Genomic DNA, 23,560 nt, shown 5'->3' on the forward strand with positions numbered 1-23,560 from the left:
CGAGACGCTTAGAGAGCGTTTGGTACCGATTCGGTGAATCGGGGTTGACGAGCGAGTCTCATGCGAGGCTCGCTCGTCTTGCTTGATATGACAGGTGAACGCGCTGCTTATCCCAGTGATCTCTCCGATGACCGCTGGGCGCTGATCGAACCGATCGTCGCAGCCTGGCGGGCCGAACGGGCCGAACGGAGCATCGGGATCAACGCCCCGTGCACGACCTGCGCCGCATCACCGACGCGATCCCCTACGTCAACCGCACCGGCGTCCAGTGGCGGTACCTGCCCCACGACTTCCCGGCCTGGCAGACCGTCTACTCCTATTACGCCGCTTGGGAAAAGGAGGGCCTCACCGCCCGCCTCCACGAAGCACTGCGCGTCAAGCGCCGCCTCCAGGCGCGCCGCTCACCCCGGCCCCACGCCAACGTCCCCGAGACTGACCAGGGCATCGACGCGGGCAAGAAGATCAAGGGCCGCAAACGCCACATTGTCACCGACTTCCTCGGCCTGGTCCTGGCCGTGATCGTTACCGCCGCGTCCGTCTCCGACACCGCCGGAGGCCGCGCCCTGGTCGACCAGATCGCCGCCTCGCATCCGAGCGTGGCCGAGCTGCTGGTCGACAACGGGTACCAGCGAAGCGTCATCGAGCGCGGCGAAGCGGTCGGCATCGACGTGACCGTGACCCAAAAACCGGGCGGGGTCAAGGGATTCCAGCCCACCGTTCGATGGGCGGTCGAGCAGAACCTTCGGCTGGTTCATGCAGCACCGACGGCTCGTCCGCCACTACGAGACCCTGCCCGAACGAGCCGTGACACAAATCCAATGGACCATGATCGACCTGATGAGCAAACGCCTCACAGGACAGTCAGCGGCGTCCTGGCGACCACCCAACGAAACCGACACCGCGACCTGAACCAGAACTAAACGCTCGCTAAGAGCGCCAATCAGGTTGAGCAAGGCTTCCCACCCAACTCACGGCCGGCGCTCCCGAGAACATCAACCAGGACTTCATGCCCTTGATCGGATCCCTCTGAGTACCAGGCAATCCCGGCAAACATGGTCAAGGGATCTCGCGTGAGATGAGTGAGTCCATTCGGGCAACGGGTCATGTACGTTGAATGAGGATGAGGCGGCGGGGTCGCTCGATGATCAGCGGTCGCAGGTGGTGAGTGGTCTCAGGGTCGAGTCAGGAGGCGGGGAAGACGTAGTCCTCTATATGGACGTACACGTCCTGGCTTTCCGGGTCCTCGGTGATCTGGTGCTCGGTCTCGAGTTCGTCGGACACCTCGACCGACTCCGGGCATTCAGGATCAACTTCGAAAATCGCTTCCTCGATCGGCTCAGCCGTCCGTACCTTGTACAAGGTCAGCTCGAAGGAACGGCGGTAGAGGATCACCTCCACTGGATAGCCGTTCGTGCCCGGCGCGATCCGTTCGGCGTAATCACCGCAGTCTTGGACGTGCTCGCGGGCTCCGCTGCGCACGCATCCGACGAGCGCGGGCACCTCGTTGGCCCAGTCGTCCGGGTAGTCGGAGGGGAAAACCTCCTCGCCGCTGATCACCAGCCTGGTCTGATTGGCCGTGTCCGTGCTGTACGCCGGGGCCGCCTCCGCCGGTTGCGGGTCAGCACAGAACTCCGCCGGTTCGAACACGTTCGACGTCACTTCAGCGGTAGGGGAGGCCGACTCCGAGACATCTGAAGGCCCCGCCGACTTGCATCCCGTGACGGAAAGCATCAGCACCAGGCTACCGGCGAGCCCGATGATCATTGTTCTCAGCTGGACGGCTTCGATGGTCAATGCATCCTCCAAAGCTCAAGCATCGTGGGACGACACCGATCAGATCCGGACATCCACTGTATGCAACGCCCCAACCCTTCCGAGACCGTCCGCATACTGATTAACGCTAGAGGACAGATCAGGCCGGTACCCACGGCAATGCAACGGGGCGGAACGGAAGCTCACGAATCAATCGCCTAGGCGGGGTGGTCCTGAAACTCGGGCTCTGGCACACAACCCGTGGTGCAGCCCGGAGGTCTGCAAGCATCCGACCTGCGGAGGCGTTCGATCCTCTCAGAGAGGGTGCGGCAACCATGTTCACCGAGAGCGTCCACAAATTCCTACTCGGATGAGGATTAAGCGGTGCCCGAGGGCGTAAACGGTCGCACCACTCCTCGGTCCGCACCGAGGCGATCATGGCGATGACGAGCACGGAGACGAGGATCTGCATCAGGCTCCCCAGGGGGCTGGCCCCGAGACTGATGAGGGCCACGCCGATGCCCACGACCCCGACGACGATGGCGGTCTTCCGCGCCCAACCCCGTCGCAGGTGAATTCCGACGGCAGGGACCAGGTTCAGAAGCGTCATGATCCCCAGGACTATCGGGACCAGCATCTCGTCGAACTCACCCAGACCGCCGTGGTCGGCGACGTCTATCCACACGATCGCGCTGGCGAAAAGCAGGTAGGCAGTGACCACCCACAGCGCCGCCAATCCGATCACGGTCTTTCCGGGCATCTTCTGCGGCCGTTGTGCCGCTTTCGCGTTCATCGTTCGACACCGATCCCTTGGCAAGTCTCGTCACTGAGTGATATGCGGCGCACATGCTCCGAAGCATGACGATGGCGCAACCTCGAGAATCTTCTTATCAGAAACCTCCCAAGATCACCAGGGCCGCAACGACGTCTCACTCCTGCGGCCCTTGCGGGCGCCCCGATCGACCTCAGGCAAGACGGCAGGCACGCTGTGTGCGCATGACTGGTTGGGAGACAACGAAACCTCCTGGGAGAGACTGGAACTGATACGACAACAGTTCTGCCACAAGAGGGTTCGTTTCGTTGGGTGTCGCATACACCGCCTTCCTGCCTGTCGACCGCGCCGCATGCGACTTGGTTCGCCCACCGCCTAACCGCTCACCGCCACCGCATCGGAACCCGCAAACGCACCCGGCGGCTCACCCCCTGGTCGCAGGCGGTCTTCGTGCTCCGGTTCCTCATCGACGGCACGCGCATAGCCCAGCTCGCCGCTGATAACGCACTGGGCCGCACGACCGCCTACGACAATCTGTGGGAGGGACTCGACGTGCTCGCCGCGATCGCCTCGAGCCTGGCCGAGGCGATCGATGCCGCCCGGGCTGCCGGGGACGGGCACATCGGCCTGGACGGCACCCTCGTCCCCACCACTCACGCCCGGGTCGAAGGGCCGACGAAGGGCGTGAACCTGTTTTGGATCGGGAAGCACCTGCTGGTCCTGGTCGATCTGGGGTATGAGAAATTCCGGGCGTTCCCGGCCGTGGTCATGGGGCACAAGACTCCCAAGGGAGGCATCCTCACCGAGGACCAAAAGGAATGGAACCGGCTGATCGGCGCCAAACGCGCCCTGGCCGAGAAGGCCAACGCCGACGTGAAGACGCGTTTCCGCTGCTTGCAGAAGGTCTCGCTCAACCCCTGGCGGATAGGGACCATCGCCCGCGCAGGCCTGGCCTTCCACCGCATCGAGCGACCCCGCCGCCTCATCCTCACTCAACGCACATGAACCGTTGCTCGAAAAAGTTCAGTGCATCTCGCACAAGATCCCTTGCCGCACAACGAGCATGAATCCCGTTCGTATTTGTATATACATATGTCGGGCTAACACTCGCTTACTCGGACCCAAACCCCCAGCTAGACGGCCTGATCAAACGCCTATCCGGCCCGTTGCCCGCCCGCGGCCCAGAAACCGGGCCCATGACCCCCGGATCCCCCGACGAACCGCCCCCGGTCGCCTACCCGCCAACGCCCTCAATAACCCTCGAGAAGGGCCTCTCCGAGAGCCTCGGCGTCTCGCTCGGTCCGCGGCGGGAGGGGAGGCGCTGAACTCCTGAGGTTGCAGGCGGCCGCGAACGGCGTTCGAACCGCCGGTCCGGTGCGTCTCAGCGGAGAAGGCGCACGGCAGTGATGCCGGGTGTCGCCCTGCCGTCCGGGGCGGTGAACTCGAGAGTCCAGGCGGTCGGTGTCAGCGGTAGGCCGTAGTCGAGTTCGGTGTCGCCGTGCTCGTCCTCCCAGGTCTCCTCAGCGATGCGTATGCCGTTGCAGCGCACGGTGACCCCCGTCGACCCGCCCGCGTGGCGGAAGCCGATGCGCAGCACGCGGCCCGCTCCTTCGGAGTCGTTGAGCACGACCGACATGCGGGCGGCGGTGGTGCGGGCGCGGCGGCCTTGGGCGTCAACGGCGACCTGGGTCGCTTCGCCGTGGAAGGCGTGGTCGGTCTCGGGCTGCTGCTCGCCGAAGGCGACCATGTCGATGGTCTTGGCGTCGAGGTCGAGCGAGCCGCGGTCGGACGCGATGAGATCGATGCGGCGCTGGGCCGCCTCGCCTGGTGCGGCGATGGGCCAGTAAAGGGTGTAGCGGCTGTCGTGCACCTCGGAGAACGGCACGAGTTCGGCTTCGCCTGCGGGATCGGCGAAGCGGAGGCGATAGCGAAGGGGCGCTTCGCGCTCGAGGACGTCCGCGGCGTCCGCGTCGGCGATGATCGGGAGGTCGGCGAAGCCGAGCAGGGCGCCGTGGGCGATCTGCGCCCAGTCGACGTCGTCGGCGCGCAGCCCCGCGAGGTGCGTCTTGCCCTCACGGGAAGCGAGCAGGACGGGGCCGGCGAAGTACGCCTGCCACGGGGAGCCGTCGGGCAGCCGCTCGGCCCGAGACCGAAGTGGGAGCAGGAAGGTGACCGTGTCGCCGGGCCGCCATTCCCGCTCGACCACGACCGCGCCCGGAACGGGTTCGGCCGCGACGGGCCGGCCGTTGACCGCGAGGTCGACCGGGCCGTCGCATCCGGCGGGCAGGCGCAGCCGCAGTGAAAACGTGCGGGGCCCGTCGATGTCGAAGGTGAGGCTGACATGCTCGTCGGCAGGGAAGCCGGTCTCCAGCCGGAAGCGGCCGCCGAGCTCGGTCGCGTCGAGGACCGCGGGGGCGTACAGGTTGACCGCGAGGGCGCCGTCGTACTCTCCGAAGACGAACTCGCCGTACTTCGCCTGCATCTCGATGCCGGTGCCCACGCAGCACCACATCGTGTGCTCGGGCCGGGAGTAGACGCGGTAATGGCGCGGCCGCATGGGGGTGTGGTAGACGAGCCCGCCGTGCTCGGGATGCTGCGATGCCAACTGGTGGTTGTAGATCGCGCGCTCCGCATAGTCCAGATGGGACGGATCGAACGCGGTCTCGGCGAGCGCCTTCGTCAGCTTGAGCATGTTGTAGGTGTTGCAGGTCTCGGGGCCCGTGCGGTCCTCGATCATCGCCGAGAAGTCGTCGCGGGCGTGGAAGTGCTCGCGGACGCTGTTGCCGCCGTTGGCGACCGTGCGGTGCTCCACGACCGCGCGCCAGAAGCACTGGGCCGCGGCGAGCAGGTCCTCGTCGCCGCGGACCGCGGCCGCGGCCGCGTAGCCGACGGCCTTGGGGATCTGCGTGTTGGCGTGCTGTCCGGTCAGCTCGTCGCGGCCCTTCAGCAGCGGGTCCAGGATCGCGCGGTGGGAGAACCGCACGGCCATGTCCGCGTGGGCGCGGCGTCCGGTGATCGCGGCGAGATCCGCGAAGGCCTCGTTCATACCGCCGAACTCGGTGTCGAGCATCGCCTCGAAGGCCTCGTCGGCGATCCTCTCCGCGATGTCGAGCCACCAGTCGGCGAGCCGGACGACCACCTCGAGCGCCTGTTCGTGGCCGAGGAGGCGGTGCGCGTCGATCAGGCCGGCGAAGGTCTTGTGCACGCTGTACCAGGGCGCCCAGTGGCGGCCGAGCTCGCGGGCGGCCTCCACGCCGCCGCCGCGCAGATCCTCGAACAAGGCCGCGCCCCCCGTGACTCCGCCCAGATAGCCTGTGCCGCAATGGTTCTGGGCCCGGGCGAGTTCGGCGACCATGTAGTCGAGCCGTCGGCGCGGCTCAGCTTCACCGGTCGCTGCCGCGAGGAGCGTGAGCGCGGAGAGGCAGTGGCCGCCGATGTGCCCGGCAAGGACGGTGCTCTCCCAACTGCCGTAGTTCTCGGCGCGAGGTTCGAGACCGGCCTCGCGCAGGAACGGCGCGAGCAGGCGATCGGGCTCCCAGGATAGGACGTAGCCGAGGTCGGTGCGCACCGCTCGCGAGAACGGGCCCTCCAGCAGTCGCACGCGCGTGAGCGGGAAGAATTTCATCGGCAGGGGGCGAGGTGCGGTTGCCATGCGACGAATCCTACGGACCGCTGGCGTGTTCGGAGTGGGCCGCAGTCACCGTCCACTGGTCGATTTTCACCGGCGGACTCGCCACGGCACCGGCCTTCCTACCGTCAGATGAGGCCTCCTGATGTGAGGAGGACGCCCTGACCGCCTCGGCGCTGACCCGCCTCGCCGGCGACCGCGCGTACGGGCGCAATGCCCAGATCGAGGCGCGGTTCTCGGCGGTGACGGCGTGCCTGTCGACGCCGCTCAGGGCATCACCCACCACGATCTCGAAGCCCTCGACGTCGGCTCCGCGAAGCCTGAAACAGACATCATTGATGCATGCCCGAAGTGCTCGCTGAAGCGCATGCCTGGCCGGAAGCGACACAGTCATTTCCGCAGCCGACAGCCGCGATCTCTGACAGAAGGCGTTGGAGTACAGGGGATCATGCCCGAATGTCGTTTCTGAGGGTCGGCTAAGCGGTGTCCCGGCGGTGAAGCTCAGGTGCTCTTGGACGATTCGAGGATCTGGCGGATAAGCACCACTTCCCCTTGGTCGGCGCCGAGCTCGGCTTCGAGCGCGGGCAGAATAGCCTCGAACATCTCGACCGCTGCCACCAAGTCGCCGCATTTGATCAGCTGGAATCCGTAATCCATCCAGGCGAGGACCGTGATCCGCTCCTCGCTGCCGAATACCCGCGCGAAGCTCGGCAGCACTTTCTCGTATTCGCGGGCCGACTCCGCGTACTGATCCGATCTACCCAGGATGTAGGCGTAATTCCGGTGGGCGTGGATCGTCGTCTCAAGGTCCGCTCCGAGAGTCGCGACCATGTCGTCCAGGATCACCTTCACCGCCGCCGTCGGGCGCGTATCGACGAGGTCCATCACCTCGTTGTGCCTGTGGACGAGTGCGTCAGCGCTCTCCTGGGGGCGCTGGGGGCGGGGGCAGGCCGGTCAGGGCTTGATCGAGTTCCCTGAAGGTTCGGTTGGTGGCTGATGCCCAGGATCAGGAGGGCTCGTTCGGGTTCTTCCCAGATCGCCCTGGTGATCTTGGCGATGTTGACCGCGCCGAGGATCTTGAGGGTGCCGATGGCGAGGTTGCGGAACGCGGCCATGGCGCGGGGCGCGGTCCCGGCATGAACGGTCGAGGCGTCCTCGCCGAAGGTGACGTCTCTGATGTGGTGGCTGGAGTTCTCGATGCCCCACTCACCGCGGATGAACGCGGCGATCTGGGCGGGTGTGGCCTGGTGCGCGTCGAGGCTGGTCACGGCGTAGCCGGTCCGGCGGATCTGGGGCTTCCCGGCTTCCTGGCGGCGGCGGTGGAGCCGGATCGCAAGCTTCGCGTGGGGAAAGGCGATGCCGCCGAGCTCAAGATCCGCAAGCTGATGCAGAAGTCTCGTTCGGGTGAAGTTGTGTTTTCGTTGCCCTGGTTACCGACGGTGAGCGGCAGCGGGCTCGTGGATTCCTTGAGGTTGTGACGACCCAAAGCATCAACGAGCGACCGCTGCCGCGTTTCGAGCATAGGACCGGCCTGGATACCGAGCAACTGCTGCTCTTGGAGCGGGAGGTCGGGGTCCGGATCGGGTCGTGGCAACCCGAGACCGGCCGCCGCAAAACCCTGGAGTTGTTCGACGCGATCGTGGTTTGCCTGATCTACCTGCGACACAACACGGTTCAGGCAGCGCTCGGCGAGCAGTCACGGATCTCGCAGGCGACGGTCTCGCGGTATGTCGAGGTGCTGGAGCCGGTGGTCTCGACCTGCCTCGACCAGCTCGCATGGGATCTGCGTGAGCAGGCGATCCGCTCCGACCTGGTCGTCGACGGCTTCCTCATCCCCACCCGCGACCTCACCGCCCCGACGGGCCTGTTCTCGGGCAAACGCCACCGGCCGGGCCTGAACGCGCAGGTCATCACCGATTTGCGCGGACGAGTCATCGACGCCGGCCCGATAGTGGTGGGCTCGGTCCACGATGCGAAGGCGTTCAACGAATCCGGGCTGGCGAAGGCCTACGAGATTCACACGACCGGGGAAGGCCCGAGCCTGATCGGCGACCTCGGCTATCTGGGCGTGGTGCCGCTGACGCCGTACCGGAAACCGGAGTACCGCGAGTTGACCGTCGCTGAGCGGCTGTTCAACCGGCAGGTCAACGTCCGCCGCTGGGTCGTGGAGCAGGGCATCGCCCACTTGCGCTCATGGAAGGTCCTCGCCACCGGCTACCGCCGACCACTGCCGATAGCCGACCGGTCACTACAGACCGTGATCAAACTCCAGATGTACCGCCATCACTCACAAGCAGCTTTTGCATGAGCTTGCTGCATAGCAAAACAGGCCGAACCTTTGCAGGTTCGACCTGTTTCCGATGTCCTGAGACATCACAACGTCGCCTAACTCTCGCTTATTCGAACCCGAACCCGCAGCTAGACGGCCTCCTCGAACGCCTGTCAGGCCCGTTGCCCGCCCGCGCCGCAAACCCGGGCCCTTCGCGGACCGGCCGGACCGCCGCAGCCGGAGAGGTGAAGAGCAGCTACGGGCAGCCTCCACGGGCCCTCGACAAGCGGTTCTCCCCCGAGACCCGAGCGACTCTTGTCGCCGCCTTCGCCGCCGGCGTCAAACAGCAACACCTCGCCGAGGAGTACGGCATCAGCATCCGCAGCGTCAAACGCCTCATCCAACAGTCACGGAACGCCGAACCGACCCGACTCGACCGAGTGAACCCGGGCCAGGCAAACGCTCGCCACTCGGCCGTCAAGGTCGCGACCGCCAAGATCGGCCCATGCCTCGAAGAATCAGCGCATCCGCATCATCGGCGAGCGCCGCGAACAGATCGTCTTCCGCGCTCTCGCCGACCTCATCGTCGCCGCAGCAGCGCACAAGCCACGAGACGAAGCGGCGGACGAGACCGAATACGGATCCGTCCGCCGCCTCACCCCGCATCCCAGAGCCACGAAGCGCGCCGGCCGCTGACCAGCCTTGACCGAAGAAATTCACTTCTGAACGTGAACACAAGGACCGCAGAAGCCGCTAAGAACAGCGAAAACCCTGGTCACGAAAGTGACTGTGGCGAGCCGCCTGGAGTAGTTTCGGGAAGAAGTGGTGGGCCGCCTCGGACTCGATCCGAGAACCTCCCAGGTTCGGGAACGGGGCCTGGCCTGCCGCCAAGGCAGGCTGTCCACACGACTTCCACAGAACTCCGATACTGGGCGGCAGAATCCGGGGAGTGTCAGTCCTTCACGTCCCTGGACCGGAACGGACCTGCGGCGCAGCCCCGGATTTCAGGAGGCGGGCTCGCCGCACCAGGTGTGCAGGGCCCGTTCGATCTCACGGTGTCCTGAGGCCCCGGCCCAGGCGACGTAGCCGTCGGGCCTGACGAAGACGGCCCGCTCGTCTCCGGGGACGAAGTCGACGCGGTCGCCCCATCCGGGGATCGCGACGGCTCCGATGAGCGCGAATCGGCCGTTTCGCAGGTGCTCGAACAGGCGCGTTCCGTCGTCGAAGCGCCGGTCGGGCATTCGGGTGCCGACGATCCGGTCCTCCCCGGGACTGCGGCCGTACTCGATGCCGAGTCCGGAGATCTGCATGGTCGCCGTCCTGGTGACGGCGGCCGATCCCAGGAGCAGCGGGCCGATCGCGTTGCGCACGGCGACGGCCAGACGGGAGCGGGCCGACGCGATGCGGGCCATGCGTCCGCTGGATTTCAGCACCGCCGCGCCGACGGGGTGGCGCTCGGCGTGGTAGCCGTCGAGCAGTCCGGGGTCGGCGCCGCGGGCGACGGAGGCGAGGCGCCACGACAGGTTGGCGGCGTCCTGCATCCCGGTGTTCATGCCCTGTCCCCCGGCGGGCGTGTGGCAGTGGGCGGCGTCCCCGGCGAGCAGGACCCGTCCGACCCGGTATTCGGGGACCTGCCGCTCGTCGGAGTGGAACCGGGAGATCCAGCGCGGGGAGTGCATCCCGTAGTCGGTGCCCAACGCCTGCCGCGCGGCGGCGGCGATCTGCTCCAGGCTCAGCGGGGCGTCGTCGGCAGCCTGGTCGGCGCGGCTCCAAGCGGTGAGCCGCCAGTAGCCGTCGCCGAAGGGTGCGATGAAGGCGAAGCCGTGGCGGTTGGTATGGACGGTCGGCTTCTCGGGCGGGTCGGCCAGTTCGACGTCGGCGAGCATGATCCCTCGCATGACCGGGCCGCCGGGGAACGGAAGGCCGACCAGGTCGCGGACGGTCGAGTGGACGCCGTCGCAACCGGCGAGGTAGTCGGCTCGGAGCCGCACGACCTCTCCGCCCGGACCGGCGGCGGTCACGACCACGCCGCGGGCGTCCTGCTCCAGGCCGGTGACCTCGGTGTCGTGGCGGATCGCGACGCCGAGCTTGCCGAGCCGGTCGCGAAGGACCTGCTCGACGTAGGTCTGGGAGCAGATCAGCAGGTACGGGAAGGCAGTCGGCAGCCCCGACAGATCGAGCTCGGCGTTGCCGAACGCGGCGACCTTGTCCATTTTGTAGGACGCACGCGACAGCAGCTCCTCGGCGAGGCCCCGCATGTCGAGCACCTCCATGGTCCGGGCGTGGACGCCGAAGGCCCGCGAGAGGTTCGACAGGCCCGCCGAGCGCTTTTCGAGGACGGTGACGTCGAGCCCGGCCTCGGCCAGGTCGCCCGCCAGGAGGAGGCCGGTCGGGCCGGCCCCGACGACGATGGTGGATGTCATGGTGATTCCCTCCGGTCAGAACGAGTGAGGGCCGAAACGGCCCCAGGCGACGAATACGGCGAGCGACAGCAGCAGGGTGTTGACGGCGCTGAAGCGCACCTCTCCGCGGCGGAGGTGGACGATCGCGGCTCCGACCATGACGGCCACGAGACCAGCTGCGGCCCAAGCGGTCAGGATGGGCTGGATGTCGAGGATGGCGGGCAGGACTAGGCCGGCCGCACCAGCTGCTTCAAGCGCGCCGATGGTCTTGACGGCCGGTCCGGGGAAGTCCTCGACCCAGCCCATGCCCTCCTTGGCGGCGAGCGCGGGCCCAGGGCGGGCGATCTTCATCAGACCGGCGACGGCGAACAGCACGGCGAGTGCGCCCGCGACGGTCCAGAGAGCGGTGTTCATCAGGGTCCCTTCAATGTCGACGACGACTTGGTTGCCATGGAAACCATCAAAGCACAGATTAGTTACCATGGCAACCAATCTGTTAGTGTGGACACCGTGGATCCCGAGATGTCACTCGACGAACGCGAGCAGCGCACCTGGGCGGCCTTTGTCACCATGCGGCGCGACCTGGAGGCCGCGCTCGCCAGCAGCCTCGCCGACAACGGGCTCTCCGTCAGCGATTTCGAGGTGCTCGCCAGGCTCAGCCAGACTCCCGGCGGCGAGATGCGCGCCCGCGACCTGGCCGCCGCGATCGGCTGGGACAAGGCGCGACTGTCCAAGCATGTGGCCCGCATGGCCGGCCGCGGCCTGATCGAGCGGCGCGAGGCCGCCGACGACAGGCGCGGTCAGATAGTCGCGATCGCCCCTCAGGGGGAGCGGGTCATGGCGACCGCCGTACCGAACCACGTCGCCGCCGTCCGGCACCACTTCTTCGACCTGGTCGACGCCGACGAGCTCGACGTCCTCGAACGCGTCATGAAGCGCATCAACGCCCGCGCGACCGAGGAGCGATAAGGGCGCGGCGGCGTTCGAGCCCCGCTCCAGGCGACCGAAGACCTCACCGAAAGCCACCGATGACACGACGGTCGCCTTGATCGTCGAGCTACGCGAAAAACTCACCGCAGCGGGCCTCGATGCCGGGCCCCACACCATCGCCTGGCACCTGCAACAACACCACAGGATCACCGTCTCGACAGCGACCATCCACCGCCACCTCGCCAAGGCGGGCCTGGTCGAACCCGCACCGAAGAAGCGACCGAAGTCCTCCTACATCCGCTTCGAGGCAGCGATGCCCAACGAGTGCTGGCAGGCTGACTTCACCCACCACCGCCTCGCAGGCGGGCAGGATACCGAGATCCTCACCTGGCTCGACGACTGCACCCGCTACGCCCTCACCGTCACCGCACACGAGCGGGTCACCGGCCCCATCACCCGCGACACCTTCCGCTCCGCTTGCCAGACGCACGGGATCCCGGCCTCGACCCTGACCGATAACGGCCTGGTCTTCACCACCCGCCTCGCCGGCGGCCGCGGCGGCAAGAACGCCCTCGAAACCGAACTCGCCCGCCTCGGCGTGGTCCAGAAGCACTCCCGCCCGAACCATCCCACCACCTGCGGGAAAGTCGAACGATTCCAGCAGACCATGAAGAAGCACCTCGCCGCGCAGTCACCGCAACCGGCCACCCTCGCCGATCTCCAGGCACTCATCGATGCCTTCACCAGCGAATACAACGAGCGCCGGCCCCACCGGTCGCTCCCGCACCGAGCGACCCCCGCCGCGATCTACACCACCAGACCCAAAGCCGCCCCCGGCGATGCTTGCGAGACTGCCGAACCAGGCCGGATCCGCACCGACACCATCGACAAAGCCGGGTCGGTCACCCTGCGCCACAACAGGAAACTCCACCACATCGGCATCGGCCGCATCCACGAAGGCACCCGCGTCCTACTCATCGTCGAAGGCCTCCACATCCGCGTCATCAACGCCGCCACCGGCGCACTCCTCCGCGAATTCACCCTCGACCCCGACCGCGACTACCAACCCACCGGCCGACCCAAAGGACCCACCAGACCTGCATAGCAAAACAGGCCGAACCTTTGCAGGTTCGACCTGTTTCCGATGTCCTGAGACATCACAAAGTCGGGACGACAGGATTTGAACCTGCGACCCCCCCGCCCCAAACGGGGTGCGCTACCAAGCTGCGCCACGTCCCGAACACCGCCGCAAAGCGGCCTCAGCCAGGGTACAGCACTACCGCCTCAAGACGCCGTCAGGTATTCGCCGCCTCACAGCGCCCACCAGACCGGCCCACCGTCCCGACCAGTGCAAACCTGGTCAACCCGGTACCGACTTGAGGAGGGGAGACCGGTAGCGCTGGTGGCCGCTCGAAGTCTCATCCCCTCGAAGCGTGGGCGGCGTCGTACTTGGCAACCACTGCGTCCGAGATCTTCCCTCGAGCCTTGATCGGCAGGTGGTTTTCCTCAGCCCAGCGCCGGATATCCAGATTCCGCTCCCGGTCTCCCCGGTTCGAGGCCCGCTTCTCGACCGCCGGTGCAGCATTTCGAGTGTGGTAGCGACCCAATGACGTCCCGAACTCGCGATACGCCGTCAAACGGTCCCGCAGCTCCTCAGCGTGCGCGGACGACAGGTCAATGCTGTACAAGTACCCGTCGATCCGGCAGGCAACCGCGCACCTGTGACCTTCGCTGCGGAGTCGGCGTCGGAGGGCTTCCGTTGCGGCCTGCTGGCTCTGCGCCGCGCGGTGCAGATCGTTGAGGACGATCGTCATGTTGAGGCCGCTGTCGGCCGACCCGGAAATGCGTATGCCCGGATCGAGGGACGCGTCTCCAGTCGCCTGTCTCCGGGCAAGAAAAAAGGCCCCGACGCAACGAACAGAAACGACGAAACCTTAATAAATGACTTGAGGACCTTCTTTTGCTACCGCTTTTTCTTACTACAGACTATTTGTCCACAACATACACTAACTTTAAGTATCACCAAGACCTCTCAAGTATAAGGCCCGGACGCCTTGAGAGTCAAGGGGTCCGGGCCAGGTCACAGATCAATCAGCTGTTTAGCCGATGTCGAATTGCACCATCAGGTAAGCGCGTCGCACATCTTCGGGCAGCAGCGACCGGTAATCCGTCGCAACGGCCCGCTTGAGCTTCATCCGCCACTCCCCGAGCATCGCCGGGGCCGGCATCGGCGCCACCGAGGAATGCGGGGCACCGCCGAAACCGGGGTCGTTCGCGCCCGGCACTTCGCTCGACGACATCTGACCGGGCAGCCGCCAGGTGACGGTGAACGCATCGGTGTGGACGGTGTCGAGCACGAGGTCGGCCGCCGAGACCTTCACCGGGTCGGTCGCCGCCCGCACCTTCGCCCAGAACGGCAGGTGGTCCGCTGTCAGGTTGAACACCAGCTCCTGGTCGTCGTCCTCGTCGTTCGGGTGGAGCATCTGGAACCACTGGGTGCCGAACTGCTCTTCCAGGGCGAACAGGACCGCGCCGGAGGTCGGCAGGACGTCGTCGAGGTTGGCCTCGGCGAGCGCGATGAGCCCCGGCCCGCCCGCGCGGGCGGTGTAGTCCAGGTGCAGCACCACGTCCGTGATCGACGCCAGGTCGAACTGGTTGTGCGCCTTGGGGAGCGAGATCGTCCACTCGCTGACGGCGCCGGCGCCCTCGAAGGGCAGGAACCGCTCGTCGTCGAAGCGGAGCTCGAACATGCCGCGGTCGTTCACCGCGTGGCTCGTGGCGATGACCTTGGTCGGGACAGGGCTGGTCCAGAACCGCGCGTCCCCGCCCACGAGCGGGTCGCCGTAGCCGCCCGCGGTCGCGTCCGTCAGCCGCACCCCGTTGTTGGTGACCGCGAGCGTGCAGTTCACCGACGTGTAGGGACCGACGACGCACGGGACCGACAGCGCCACGGACTTGAGGCGGCGCCGGATGTGGCCGGGGTAGTCGAGGTCGAACATCCACTCCGGGAGCTGGATCTGGGCCTGCCCCGTGAGTTTGAGCGCCAGCAGGGCCAGCGGGTCGACCTGCGCGAGCGAGACGTGCTTGGTGATCTCCAGGTTCCGCTTGTTCTTCTCCAGATAGGACGACTCCATGCGCCGGATGTCGTTGGTGAGCCGCTCCGGTGCGAGCAGGCCCTTCTTCAAGGAGTCCCAGTACCCGAACTGGATGAACGAGGCGTCCGGCTCGGCCAGCTCGAACTGGTAGGACTGCTGCGCGAGCATCGCCATGTCGAACGCGATCTGGTACGCCTGGAAGTACACCGTGGACACCTTGCCGAGCATCCAGTCGTACAGCTGCTTGTTGGTGTACTTGGTGCGCAGGAAGTCCTCCACCGCCTCGGAGTCGGCGATCACCTGGAGGTGGTTCGTCAACTCGGCGGCGGCGATCTGCTCGCGCACCTGCGCGGCGATGATCTGCGCCTCCAGCTGCGCGAGGTCGTTCGTGGCGAGATCGCGGTTGAACTGGTGGTCCTCGAACTCGCGGGTGTAGCGGCCCTGGTTCTGGGCCATCCCCGCTCCCGTGTGGAGCATCCCGGCGAAGCCGTTGACCATCGCGCCGGTGTTCGACAGGTAGCCCGAGACGTTCGAGCCGCCGATCGACATGCTCACGTTCGGCGAGCCGCCGAACCCGGCGATGCCGATGCTGAAGTCGGGGATGAGGCTCGCCGCGCCCGCGACCCCGGACATGACCGCCGAGACCGCGTTCCCGATGAGCCCCAGGGTCTCCAGGACGACCCCGGCGATCTCCCAGCTGTTCATCCGCGGGATGCTCCCGTGGTAGGCGATGCGGGTGTTCAGCGCGTCCCGGCCAGCTTCGAGGGCCTCCCGTGAAGCGATCGCCTCGTCTCCTTGGAGTTCGCGCACGGCCTGGATCGCCTGGTTGATCACGACCTCCTGGCCCGCCCGCAGCAGCGCCAGCGACTCCGCGTCGCGCGTCTCCAGCACCCGCAGCAGCTTCTCGCCCAGGGCCCGCAGCTCCGAGCACAGGTCCACCGCGCGGGCGGCCAGGACGGGGAAGCGGTAGCGGGTGTCGGTGGCGGTGAACAGGCTCAGGACGGAGGAGAGGTCGGCGCCGGCGGCGGCGGCCTTCACGAGCATGCCCGGGTCGATCGGCGGCTCGAACAGCGGGAGCTGCCGGAAGACCCCCTCGATGTTGAGGCCGTTGCGGACCTTGAACAGGCGGTCGGCGACCGTGTCCCAGTAGCCGAGGAGCTTGTCGTTCACCGGGATCCCGAAGTACTTGACCTCCAGGTGCGGCAGCGGCTCGTCGGGTTCGGCGTCGGGGATGCCGATGTCCACGGGCGGGCCGAAGCCCTCCAGGACCGCGGCCACGTCCTGGTTCCCGAACGGGTCCAGCGCCGACTCGGCCGTCAGCTGCGCGTAGCTCTTGTCCGCCCGCTCGGGCGGCGGCACCTTCTCTGGGCGCCTGCCCAGGATCTCGGCGGCGAGGGAGTACAGCAGCACCGCCTGGTTGATCGACTCCAGGGTGTCGCGGCGGAACTCCTGGTCAGCCCAGCCGATGAGGTTGTCGATGTACTTCATGACGATCGTCTTCTGGTAGGCGACCGGGCGGTGGCGGGCGATCGTGTGCGGGGAGAACGGGTGGTTCTTCCAGGCGCGGAGCTCTGCAAGGTGGTTCCCGATGTCGCCGAGGATCGACTCGATCCGCTGCTGCCGGTAGTCCTCGCCGGAGTTCTCGAAGAACGGCTTCGTGATCCAGTACCGCTGCGGCGCCTCGGCCCCGTCGGTGCTCGTCGGGTCGAAGATCCGGTGGTACCAGCGCATCGCCTCCTCAAAGCGGTGCTCGGCGGTGAGCTTCGCGGCGATGAGCATAGGCGCGTGGAAGAACAGCTCCCAGTTGTAGGCCGCGTACGCGCCGCCGCGCGTGAAGTCCACGCCGCCTTGGGCGGTCGGGTCGATCACGTTCCCCGGCTGCGGACCGTACGAGAAGGTCGTCTCGTAGTTCGGTGCGATGCTCTGTTGCCCGCGGGTCACCAGGCCCTCGACGCCCTTGGTGTCCAAGGTCGCCAGGAAGTCCGAGGCGTACGGGTGCCAGAACGGGAACCAGCGGTGCCCGATCGAGGTCACCGGGACGTGGATGAGGGTCATCTTCCCGGGCGAGCCGTACCAGAACGTCACGGTCTTGGTGACCTGCGTGCGCTTGAGCCAGTAGGCCCGCTGGCGGTCCTGGTAGATGACCGGGCTGCCCGCGTCCTCGTTGTACTGGCGCGTGCCCGGGGTCATCACCAGCTCGGAAGGGGTGCGGGCGCTGGAGAGCAGCGCCCTCGTGTCGTCCCAGCCGATCATGACGTCGACCGCGGCGCCGACCGCGCCGAGGCGGCCGTTCGCGTAGCGCATCGTCCCGGGCTTGCGCAGCTTCGGACCGCGCTCGGAGGGCTCGAGGGACTTGATGCCCCGGCCCTTCTCCCCGAAGTTGGTGCGCACGTGCCACAGCGAATCGGCGGTGACCAGCGTCCCGCTCGAACGCTCCGTGTAGTTCCCGTACAGCGGCTTCATCTTGAGGTCGACGACCTCGCCGGTGAACACGAACGACGAGGAGTGCCACGGCCAGTACAGGACCGAGTGGTGGCGCTTGGTCATCCGCTCGTGCGAGTCGCTGAACTCGTCGTAGAACCGGCCGTCGTTGAACTCCGGCGACGTGGAGAGGTACACGTCGAGCCACAGCTGGTTGTTGCGCGGCCGCGGTTTGAGCGTGTACGAGGAGCGCGGGCGCGGCCACGGGTGGATGAGCTTCTCGCCGGAGGTGCGGCGGGCCGTCCAGCCGTCCGGGGTCCGCTCGGACCAGCACAGCTCGATCTCCAGGGTCCCGGCCGGGTCGGCCGTCGTCCCCGGCTTGTCGGTGATCTGCGCGGGGGGCTGGCGCTTGGGCTTCTGGGTCTTCTCCTCGAACTGGAGCCAGAACAGGTGCAGCCGGCCCCGGTAGACCACCGGTTGGACTTGGTCGGAGGCGATGTCGACGTCGATGCGCTCCCAGCCGGTCCACTCGCCGTACGCGACGTCGAAGGCGCGGTAATAGAAGTGGCTCGGCTGAGCGGCCGAGCGGGCGACGACGTGCACGCGGTTCGCCTCCGGGGCCTGCTCGTGGTAGATCCCGAGGGTCTGCATGTGCGCGACCTCGGTGAGCTTGCGCAGGTAGTCGCGGTAGGCCTTCTCGGCGTTCACGTCCGTCAGCTCCCCTTGGGCGAGCTGGTCCTCCAGCTCCTTGAAGAACGGGGTCTTGTCGTCGCGCAGCTCCGCCTCGATCCAGTTCTCCGGGTATAGGAAGACCTTCCGGTTCGCCTCCCAGAGGCGGTAGCCGCTCATCCACCCCCACTGGCTCCACGAATCCAGGGACGTGGTGTCGGCCATGGCGTCGGCGGTGATGCGCACCAGCGGCTGCTCGAGGTTGAGCAGGCACCGCTGGGCGAACATCTGCACGGCGCTGATGGCCTGCTTCAGGCGCGAGGTCAGCTGGACGGCCGTCATCTCGGTGTCGAGCAGGAACCAGCGCTGGAGGTCGTTGGCGTCCTTCCAGTGCTTGGGGTTCGCCCACTCCTTGCCCTCGGCGGCGATCGTCTCGGGCGTGGTGCGCAGCGAATGCTCGATGAGGTACGCGGTGAGCGCGTCCCGGCGGGCCTCGCGCAGCGGGTCCTGGAGGTCGGGCATGAGCGACAGCCACGCCCCGGTGTCGTATTTGGACTTCATGGTCTGGCGCAGGTGCTCGGTGGCGAGGCGCTGCGCGTGGGCGACGTCGTCGTCGCGGTCGACCCACTTGAGCGCGTCGGCGGCCGGGACGCCGAGGCGGCGCAAGGCGTCGGCGGTCACGCGGGCCTTCGCCAGACGGTCCACATCGGTGTAGAACGCGAGGTCGTTCCCGTCGAGGTCTTCCAGGTCGGCGGGGTCCCAACCGGTCAGGGCCGCGACCGCCGTGCGCGCGTCCGCGATCGGGTCGCCCGCGTCGGCGGCGTCGAAGACCTCGGGCCAGCCGGTCGCCTCGGGCTTGGGGTAGCGCTGCCGCAGGCCCATCCAGGCGGCGAGGCGGCGCCAGGCTTCGAGCGGGACGGCCGGGTCGGCGGCGGCCACGGGCAGCGCACCGGGGTGGAGCCAGCCGAAGTCGGCGGCCCGGTCCATCAGCCACGGCAAGTCCGCGGTGTCGATGTGCATGCGCCGCAGCAGGTATGCGGCCTTGTGCAGGAGCCGCCAGGCCTCGAAGAGCTCCCCGAACTGGGTCTCGGTGATCGGGTTGACGTACACGCCTTCATCGTCGGCCTCCATGAAGTCGGGGTCGGCGAACACGTCCCACAGCGCCTCGGAGGGGCGCAGCAGGTCCAGCAGCGTCACGGCCTGCTCGTCGGGGAGGGAGAACGTGGCCGCGACGGTGGCCGCGATCTGCCCGTTCACCTCGTCGGCGGGCGTGGTCCGCAGGCTCTCGCGCAGGGCGTCGAGCTGCTCGGCGATGGCCTCGACCCGCTGGCCCAGCGGCGATTCAGGCCGGTCGTTGAGGAGCCAGTCGACTTCGCCGACGGTAAGCCCGGCGGCCTTGACCTCAGCGAGGCGGTCGGCGAGCTTCGCGGTCGCGGCGGGCTCGCCGAACGGATTCGGCAGGTCGGACGACAAGTCCACAAAGGACAGCAGCTCGGTGATCGGCAGGCGCAGCGCGTTCGCGAGCAGGACGTAGCGCAGCGGCTTCGTCAGGTCCGCGACCGTGAGGTTCGCCCCCGTGCGCGCCAGCAGCAGCGTCAGGTCGGACTCGCCGACCTGCCAGGCCGCGCCGAGCGCCGGCAGGTGGTCGGCCATCGGCTCGGTCCCCGGCAGCGGCAGCGCGAACGCCGGGTCCACCGGGTCGAGGAGGTTCGGGTTGGCGAACAGGTCCGCGTACGGCGAGCGGGTGTCGTCCGGGCCGGGCTCGGTGCTCAAGGGCGCGTAAAGGATCAGGGCCTGCTCGGGCGTCAGGCGCAGGCGCTTCGCAAGCTCGGCGAACGCCGCGAGCCGGCGCAGGGCCGCCGCGTCGAGGGTCCCGTTCGCGAGCCCGGGCGCGCGCAGGATCCGGTCGAGCTGGACCTGGCTCCACGGCGTGTGCCGCCACAGCCGGATGAACCGGTGCACGCGGTCGTAGCGGGACGGGTTCAGCCCGGTGAGCGACTGCTCCTCCAGCTGGCAGGTGCCCTCGGGGCGGACCAGTTCGATCGCGCCGCCCGTGTGGATCCATTTGGTGTCCAGCAGGGTCAGCAGCTCCGTGTAGGTGATGCCCGCGTGGCGGAGGAACGGCAGCACGCCGACCTCGCCGTCCGTGGTGTCCAGGCCCCAGACCTCGTCCTGGGCGACCTGGGAAGGAGCGGCCGTGGTGACCAGTTGCACGTCGAGAGTGGAGAGTCCGAAGTACTCCCCCGCGGCGGACGTGCCCGCGGGCGCGGTGGCCGGTCCGAGCAGGCGCATGAGCTCGTGCCTGGGCACGCCCAGGTGCTCGAGGATCACCCGCGCCTCCTCCTGCCAGGCGTTGAACGCCCCGCGCAGCGGGAACCGCGCGGTCTTGACCTTCTCGTACGCGGGCGCGTGGAGGTGCTCGGGGACGGCGCGCAGCTCCGCGGCGGTGCGCGTCGTCTGCGGCTGCGGCGCAGCGACCCCGGTCGGCACGGCTCGCTCCAGCAGCTCGTTCACCAGGTCGATGTACGGCAGCGGCGTGTTCGTGTTGGGGCAGTTCAGGAGGATGTCGTCGATGTCGGGCCGCCGGGCCTGGAGCACCTGGAGGATCTTCTGCGGCGCACCGGACTTCGCCGGACGCGTCGACAGGAACCGGAGCAGGTCGGCCAGGTACGCGGCCGGCCCGTACACCGATTCGCAGTGGCTGCACTCGCAGTAGTCGAGGCCGCCGAACAGCAGCGCCAGGTCGGGCACGTCCCCGAGCACCCCCGTGGCGTCCGCGAGGGTGATGACTTGATTCGAGAACACCTGGAACTGCCCCGGCGCGTAGTCCGCCTGGAACGTCGCGAGCTGCGACAGGACGTACGCGTACGACATCTGCGCGGTCTGGTAGATCATCGCGACCGACTGGGCGCCGACCCCGTCGTGGACGCTCAGCCTCGCCGCCAGCTCGGCCCGGTCGAGGGACGCGATCTGCGCGGCCGAATGCAGCTGCTCCGACAGGAGCGCCGTCGCGGCCTTGTGGTCCGGGGCCAGGCGCACCGCGCGCTGCTGCACCCGCAGTTCACTGTGGAGGTCCGTGTCGAGGTCGATGCCGTTGGCCTGCACGTACGAGTCGAGACCCGTGGTCTTCAGTTCGAGGTCCGGGTGGTCGTCGAGGAAGTCCTTCGCCTGGTCGAGCAGGACCAGGCCGTGCCCGTCCGTGCGGGCGAGCTCCGAGACCAGCGCGAACGTCGGATAGTGCGCCGCGGCCGTGGCCTCCAGTTGCAGCGCGTACGCCGTCGCGGGGTCGTCCCCGGGCGTGTCCGCCGGGAAGCCGGTCGCCTCGACCACCGACTTCCACTGGTCCGTCGAGAAACCCGCCAGGTGGCGCGGGCTCGTCAGCGCCGGGACGTTCGGATCGTCGAGCTGCGCCTTCAAGTACGTCGCCGCAGGGGCGTGCCCCGACGCGATCGCGGCGGTCTCGATCGCGGCCGCGACGTCGGCGACGACCGCATCCCCGCCCAAATCCTCGGCCGCACCCGTCAGATCGGTCCAGAACGCCTCGCTCGCCTCGCCGTGCTGGAGCAGCAGCGCACCGACCGTGTCGTAATGGGCCGCTTCGAGTTTCGAGACGTCGAGCAGCGACTTCAGCGAAGCGTCCCCGCCCACGGGCGGCGCCTCCAGGACCGCGCCGACCGAACGCGCGGCCAGCGCCGCCAGCACCGTCTCCTCGTCGCGCACCAGGCTGATCGGGATCACGTTCTCGTCGGCGGCCCGCGCGAAGGCCGCGGACTGCTGCTCCGGGCCCAGCAGCAGGATCCCCGCCGCGATCTCGGCCGTCATCTCCTCGATGCGCGTCCATTCGTCCGTGGCCGTCAGGAGCTCTTCCGGGAGCGACCCGGGCAGCCCCTGCGCGATGAACCCGAAGTACAGGGCGGCACCGAGCGCCGGGTCCCCGACGTGCTTCGCGACGCGAACGGCCAGGACCAGGCGCATCACCTCGTACTGGGTCAGCCCGGCCTCCATCGCCGCGACGGTGATGTCGTTGCGGTCGCCGTCCTCCACGAGATCGGTGACCCCCAGGCTGCCGAGCACCGCGTCCAGGGCCGGGCGCTGGCGCTCGTACAGCGACGGGCCGCGGTACGGGCGGTCGCCGATGGTCTGGTTCGTCCACTGGATCGGTGTGGGGTTGAACAGGATCCGCGAACCCAGCGGGGCCTGGTCGGGCCCGATGAACTTCACGATGAGATGCAGTGGCTTGGCGACCTCGCCCGTCTGCGCGTCCCGCGGCGGGTCGTACGCGATGTCGTAGAAGCCCGCCTCGCTCGTCACGCGCGTGGCGATGAGCTTGCCCTCGCCGTCGATCGAGCGGAACGACAGGCGCACCTGGGCGCCCTTGACCGGGCGCCACAATTCGTCGCGGACCGATCCGCGCAGCCGGTAGTGCGGGGCGGCCTTCATGTCGTCGGGCTGGGCGTTCGCGATCTTGAAGTTGAGGGCCTTGAGGGTGCGCCCGTCGAGCTGCCCGGTCGCGGGCAGGAACTTGTCGGCCTGGAAGGCCAGCACGGCCAGGCGGGTCGCCTTGCCGTAGCGGGCCTCCCCGTGCTCGGACATGGGGATGGCGTAGCCGAAGTGGGCGAGGGCCTGCTGGGCAGCGGCCACGTGCCCGCCGCGCATGTTCAGCTTCGCCTGGCGCTTCAGGGGCACGAGCGCCAACGCGGACTTCACCTTCAGCTGCTTGGCGGGCAGCGGCTTCGAGGCGGCCACGGACTCGATCTTCTCCATCGTGGCCAGATCGAACCGGCCCGAGACCGGCAGCTTGTACTTGGTCTGGAAGGCGCGCAGGGCCGCCTGCGTGCCGGGGCCGGGCTGGCGGGCGCTGAGCTCGTCGGCCGGGATGGGAGCGTCCAGGCTCGCGATCTTCATGGCGCGCAGGAGGGTCCGCTGGGCTTTGCCGAACTGGTTGCGGGAGCCGAGGCGCGCCTGGAGCTCCTCGGAGCGCAGGCGCTGCACGAGTCCCTCGTCGACCCACCAGGAGACGCCGCGGGACTTGGTGCGCTGGCGGAACTGCGTGAGCGCGGCGGCGGTGGTGGGGCCGACCTTGCGGCCGGAGAGCTCGTCGGGGTCGATGCGGTGGCCGAGGGCGGTGAGGAGGCCCTGGATCTTCGCGGCGCGGTGCGGGGCGGCGGTGAAGTAGCGGTGCTCGAGTTCGCGTTTGATCTGGGCGGCGGTCTCGGGTGTGACCATGCCGGTGGGCATGAGCCCGGCCGAGACCTGGATGCGGCGCACGGCGTCGCGTGTGGACGGTCCGAGGCGGGAGGCGCCGACCTCGGCCGGGTCGACCGGCTGCTTCAACTTAGCGAGCGCGGCGTGGAGGGCCGCGACGGGTTTCCCGGTGGACTCCTCGGGGTGGCGGGGGACGTGGATCGCCATGGTCCGGTCCGGGTCGCCGCCGGGCATGGCCGGGGCCGCTTCGACGGGCAGCGCGAGCTTGCGGACTGCCTCGGGGTTCAGGTGCCGCTGAGCGGCCTGCCGCTTGGGCTGGTTCATGATGCGCTTCCCTTCGGTCTTGCGGCGGTACCCGGGCGGATCTCGCTGCGGTGGTGCAGCCGTGTCCTGCTGTTTCATTCCCTTATGAATTTG

At 68.0% G+C, this 23,560-nt stretch carries 15 protein-coding genes, 1 tRNA gene and 1 pseudogene; 6 read left to right on the forward strand and 11 right to left on the reverse strand.

The window, feature by feature from the left end; all coding sequences use genetic code 11:
- Positions 1 to 87: 87 nt before the first annotated feature.
- Positions 88 to 909, forward strand: a pseudogene (locus tag JHY01_RS06065) (IS5 family transposase).
- A gap of 273 nt (positions 910 to 1,182) precedes the next feature.
- On the opposite strand, the gene JHY01_RS06070 reads toward JHY01_RS06065, so the two are convergent.
- Positions 1,183 to 1,794, reverse strand: coding sequence for a hypothetical protein (locus tag JHY01_RS06070; RefSeq protein ID WP_205324718.1), 612 nt, complete (start codon positions 1,792 to 1,794; stop codon positions 1,183 to 1,185).
- A 118-nt stretch (positions 1,795 to 1,912) separates the two neighbouring features.
- Positions 1,913 to 2,545 carry a hypothetical protein gene (locus tag JHY01_RS06075; protein ID WP_205324719.1) on the reverse strand — a complete coding sequence of 211 codons (633 nt, stop codon included), beginning with the start codon at positions 2,543 to 2,545 and terminating at the stop codon, positions 1,913 to 1,915.
- Positions 2,546 to 2,974: 429 nt separating this feature from the next.
- Here JHY01_RS06075 and JHY01_RS06080 point away from each other — a divergent pair, with 429 nt between their 5' ends.
- Positions 2,975 to 3,529 (forward strand): transposase family protein, encoded by a 555-nt coding sequence (locus tag JHY01_RS06080; RefSeq protein WP_374199501.1) that lies wholly within the window; start codon positions 2,975 to 2,977, stop codon positions 3,527 to 3,529.
- 376 nt (positions 3,530 to 3,905) lie between these two features.
- Here the strand turns inward: JHY01_RS06080 and JHY01_RS06085 are convergent, their stop codons facing one another.
- The 3 genes from JHY01_RS06085 to JHY01_RS06095 all read right to left on the reverse strand — a co-directional run bounded on the left by JHY01_RS06085 (position 3,906) and on the right by JHY01_RS06095 (position 7,037).
- Complete coding sequence (locus JHY01_RS06085) at positions 3,906 to 6,176, reverse strand: beta-L-arabinofuranosidase domain-containing protein (protein ID WP_205324720.1); 2,271 nt, start codon at positions 6,174 to 6,176, stop codon at positions 3,906 to 3,908.
- Between the two features lie 10 nt (positions 6,177 to 6,186).
- Entirely contained in the window at positions 6,187 to 6,546 is a 360-nt protein-coding gene (locus tag JHY01_RS06090) for a hypothetical protein (RefSeq protein WP_205324721.1), read from the reverse strand.
- Between the two features lie 107 nt (positions 6,547 to 6,653).
- Positions 6,654 to 7,037 carry a hypothetical protein gene (locus tag JHY01_RS06095; protein WP_205324722.1) on the reverse strand — a complete coding sequence of 128 codons (384 nt, stop codon included), beginning with the start codon at positions 7,035 to 7,037 and terminating at the stop codon, positions 6,654 to 6,656.
- A 104-nt stretch (positions 7,038 to 7,141) separates the two neighbouring features.
- Here JHY01_RS06095 and JHY01_RS06100 point away from each other — a divergent pair, with 104 nt between their 5' ends.
- Together JHY01_RS06100 and JHY01_RS06105 are read left to right on the forward strand one after the other, a co-directional pair.
- Positions 7,142 to 7,630, forward strand: a complete 489-nt coding sequence (locus JHY01_RS06100) for a hypothetical protein (protein WP_205324723.1) — start codon at positions 7,142 to 7,144, stop codon at positions 7,628 to 7,630.
- Complete coding sequence (locus JHY01_RS06105; RefSeq protein WP_205324724.1) at positions 7,627 to 8,460, forward strand: transposase family protein; 834 nt, start codon at positions 7,627 to 7,629, stop codon at positions 8,458 to 8,460. The genes JHY01_RS06100 and JHY01_RS06105 overlap by 4 nt, the downstream gene beginning before the upstream one ends.
- Positions 8,461 to 8,898: 438 nt before the next feature.
- Here the strand turns inward: JHY01_RS06105 and JHY01_RS06110 are convergent, their stop codons facing one another.
- From JHY01_RS06110 to JHY01_RS06120, 3 genes are all read right to left on the reverse strand, one after another.
- On the reverse strand, positions 8,899 to 9,141 hold the full coding sequence (locus tag JHY01_RS06110) for a hypothetical protein (RefSeq protein WP_205324725.1): 243 nt from the start codon (positions 9,139 to 9,141) through the stop codon (positions 8,899 to 8,901).
- Between the two features lie 284 nt (positions 9,142 to 9,425).
- Positions 9,426 to 10,844 (reverse strand): FAD-dependent monooxygenase, encoded by a 1,419-nt coding sequence (locus JHY01_RS06115; protein WP_205324726.1) that lies wholly within the window; start codon positions 10,842 to 10,844, stop codon positions 9,426 to 9,428.
- 15 nt (positions 10,845 to 10,859) lie between these two features.
- A complete protein-coding gene (locus tag JHY01_RS06120) occupies positions 10,860 to 11,237 on the reverse strand; it encodes a DoxX family protein (RefSeq protein ID WP_205324727.1) in 378 nt (125 codons plus the stop codon).
- A 108-nt stretch (positions 11,238 to 11,345) separates the two neighbouring features.
- On the opposite strand from JHY01_RS06120, the gene JHY01_RS06125 reads away from it, so the two are divergent.
- Both JHY01_RS06125 and JHY01_RS06130 read left to right on the forward strand, forming a co-directional pair.
- On the forward strand, positions 11,346 to 11,792 hold the full coding sequence (locus JHY01_RS06125) for a MarR family winged helix-turn-helix transcriptional regulator (RefSeq protein ID WP_240192455.1): 447 nt from the start codon (positions 11,346 to 11,348) through the stop codon (positions 11,790 to 11,792).
- A gap of 76 nt (positions 11,793 to 11,868) precedes the next feature.
- Entirely contained in the window at positions 11,869 to 12,858 is a 990-nt protein-coding gene (locus tag JHY01_RS06130) for an integrase core domain-containing protein (RefSeq protein ID WP_205324728.1), read from the forward strand.
- 60 nt (positions 12,859 to 12,918) lie between these two features.
- On the opposite strand, the gene JHY01_RS06135 is transcribed toward JHY01_RS06130, so the two are convergent.
- The 3 genes from JHY01_RS06135 to JHY01_RS06145 form a co-directional block, all read right to left on the reverse strand.
- Positions 12,919 to 12,992 (reverse strand) — tRNA-Pro (locus tag JHY01_RS06135).
- Between the two features lie 179 nt (positions 12,993 to 13,171).
- Positions 13,172 to 13,567 carry a histone-like nucleoid-structuring protein Lsr2 gene (locus JHY01_RS06140; RefSeq protein WP_205324729.1) on the reverse strand — a complete coding sequence of 132 codons (396 nt, stop codon included), beginning with the start codon at positions 13,565 to 13,567 and terminating at the stop codon, positions 13,172 to 13,174.
- A gap of 285 nt (positions 13,568 to 13,852) precedes the next feature.
- Positions 13,853 to 23,545 carry a neuraminidase-like domain-containing protein gene (locus JHY01_RS06145; RefSeq protein ID WP_205324730.1) on the reverse strand — a complete coding sequence of 3,231 codons (9,693 nt, stop codon included), beginning with the start codon at positions 23,543 to 23,545 and terminating at the stop codon, positions 13,853 to 13,855.
- Between the last annotated feature and the right edge of the window lie 15 nt (positions 23,546 to 23,560).

The sequence above is a fragment of the Glycomyces sp. YM15 genome, assembly GCF_016918015.1.
Classification (GTDB): Bacteria; Actinomycetota; Actinomycetes; order Mycobacteriales; family Micromonosporaceae; genus Glycomyces.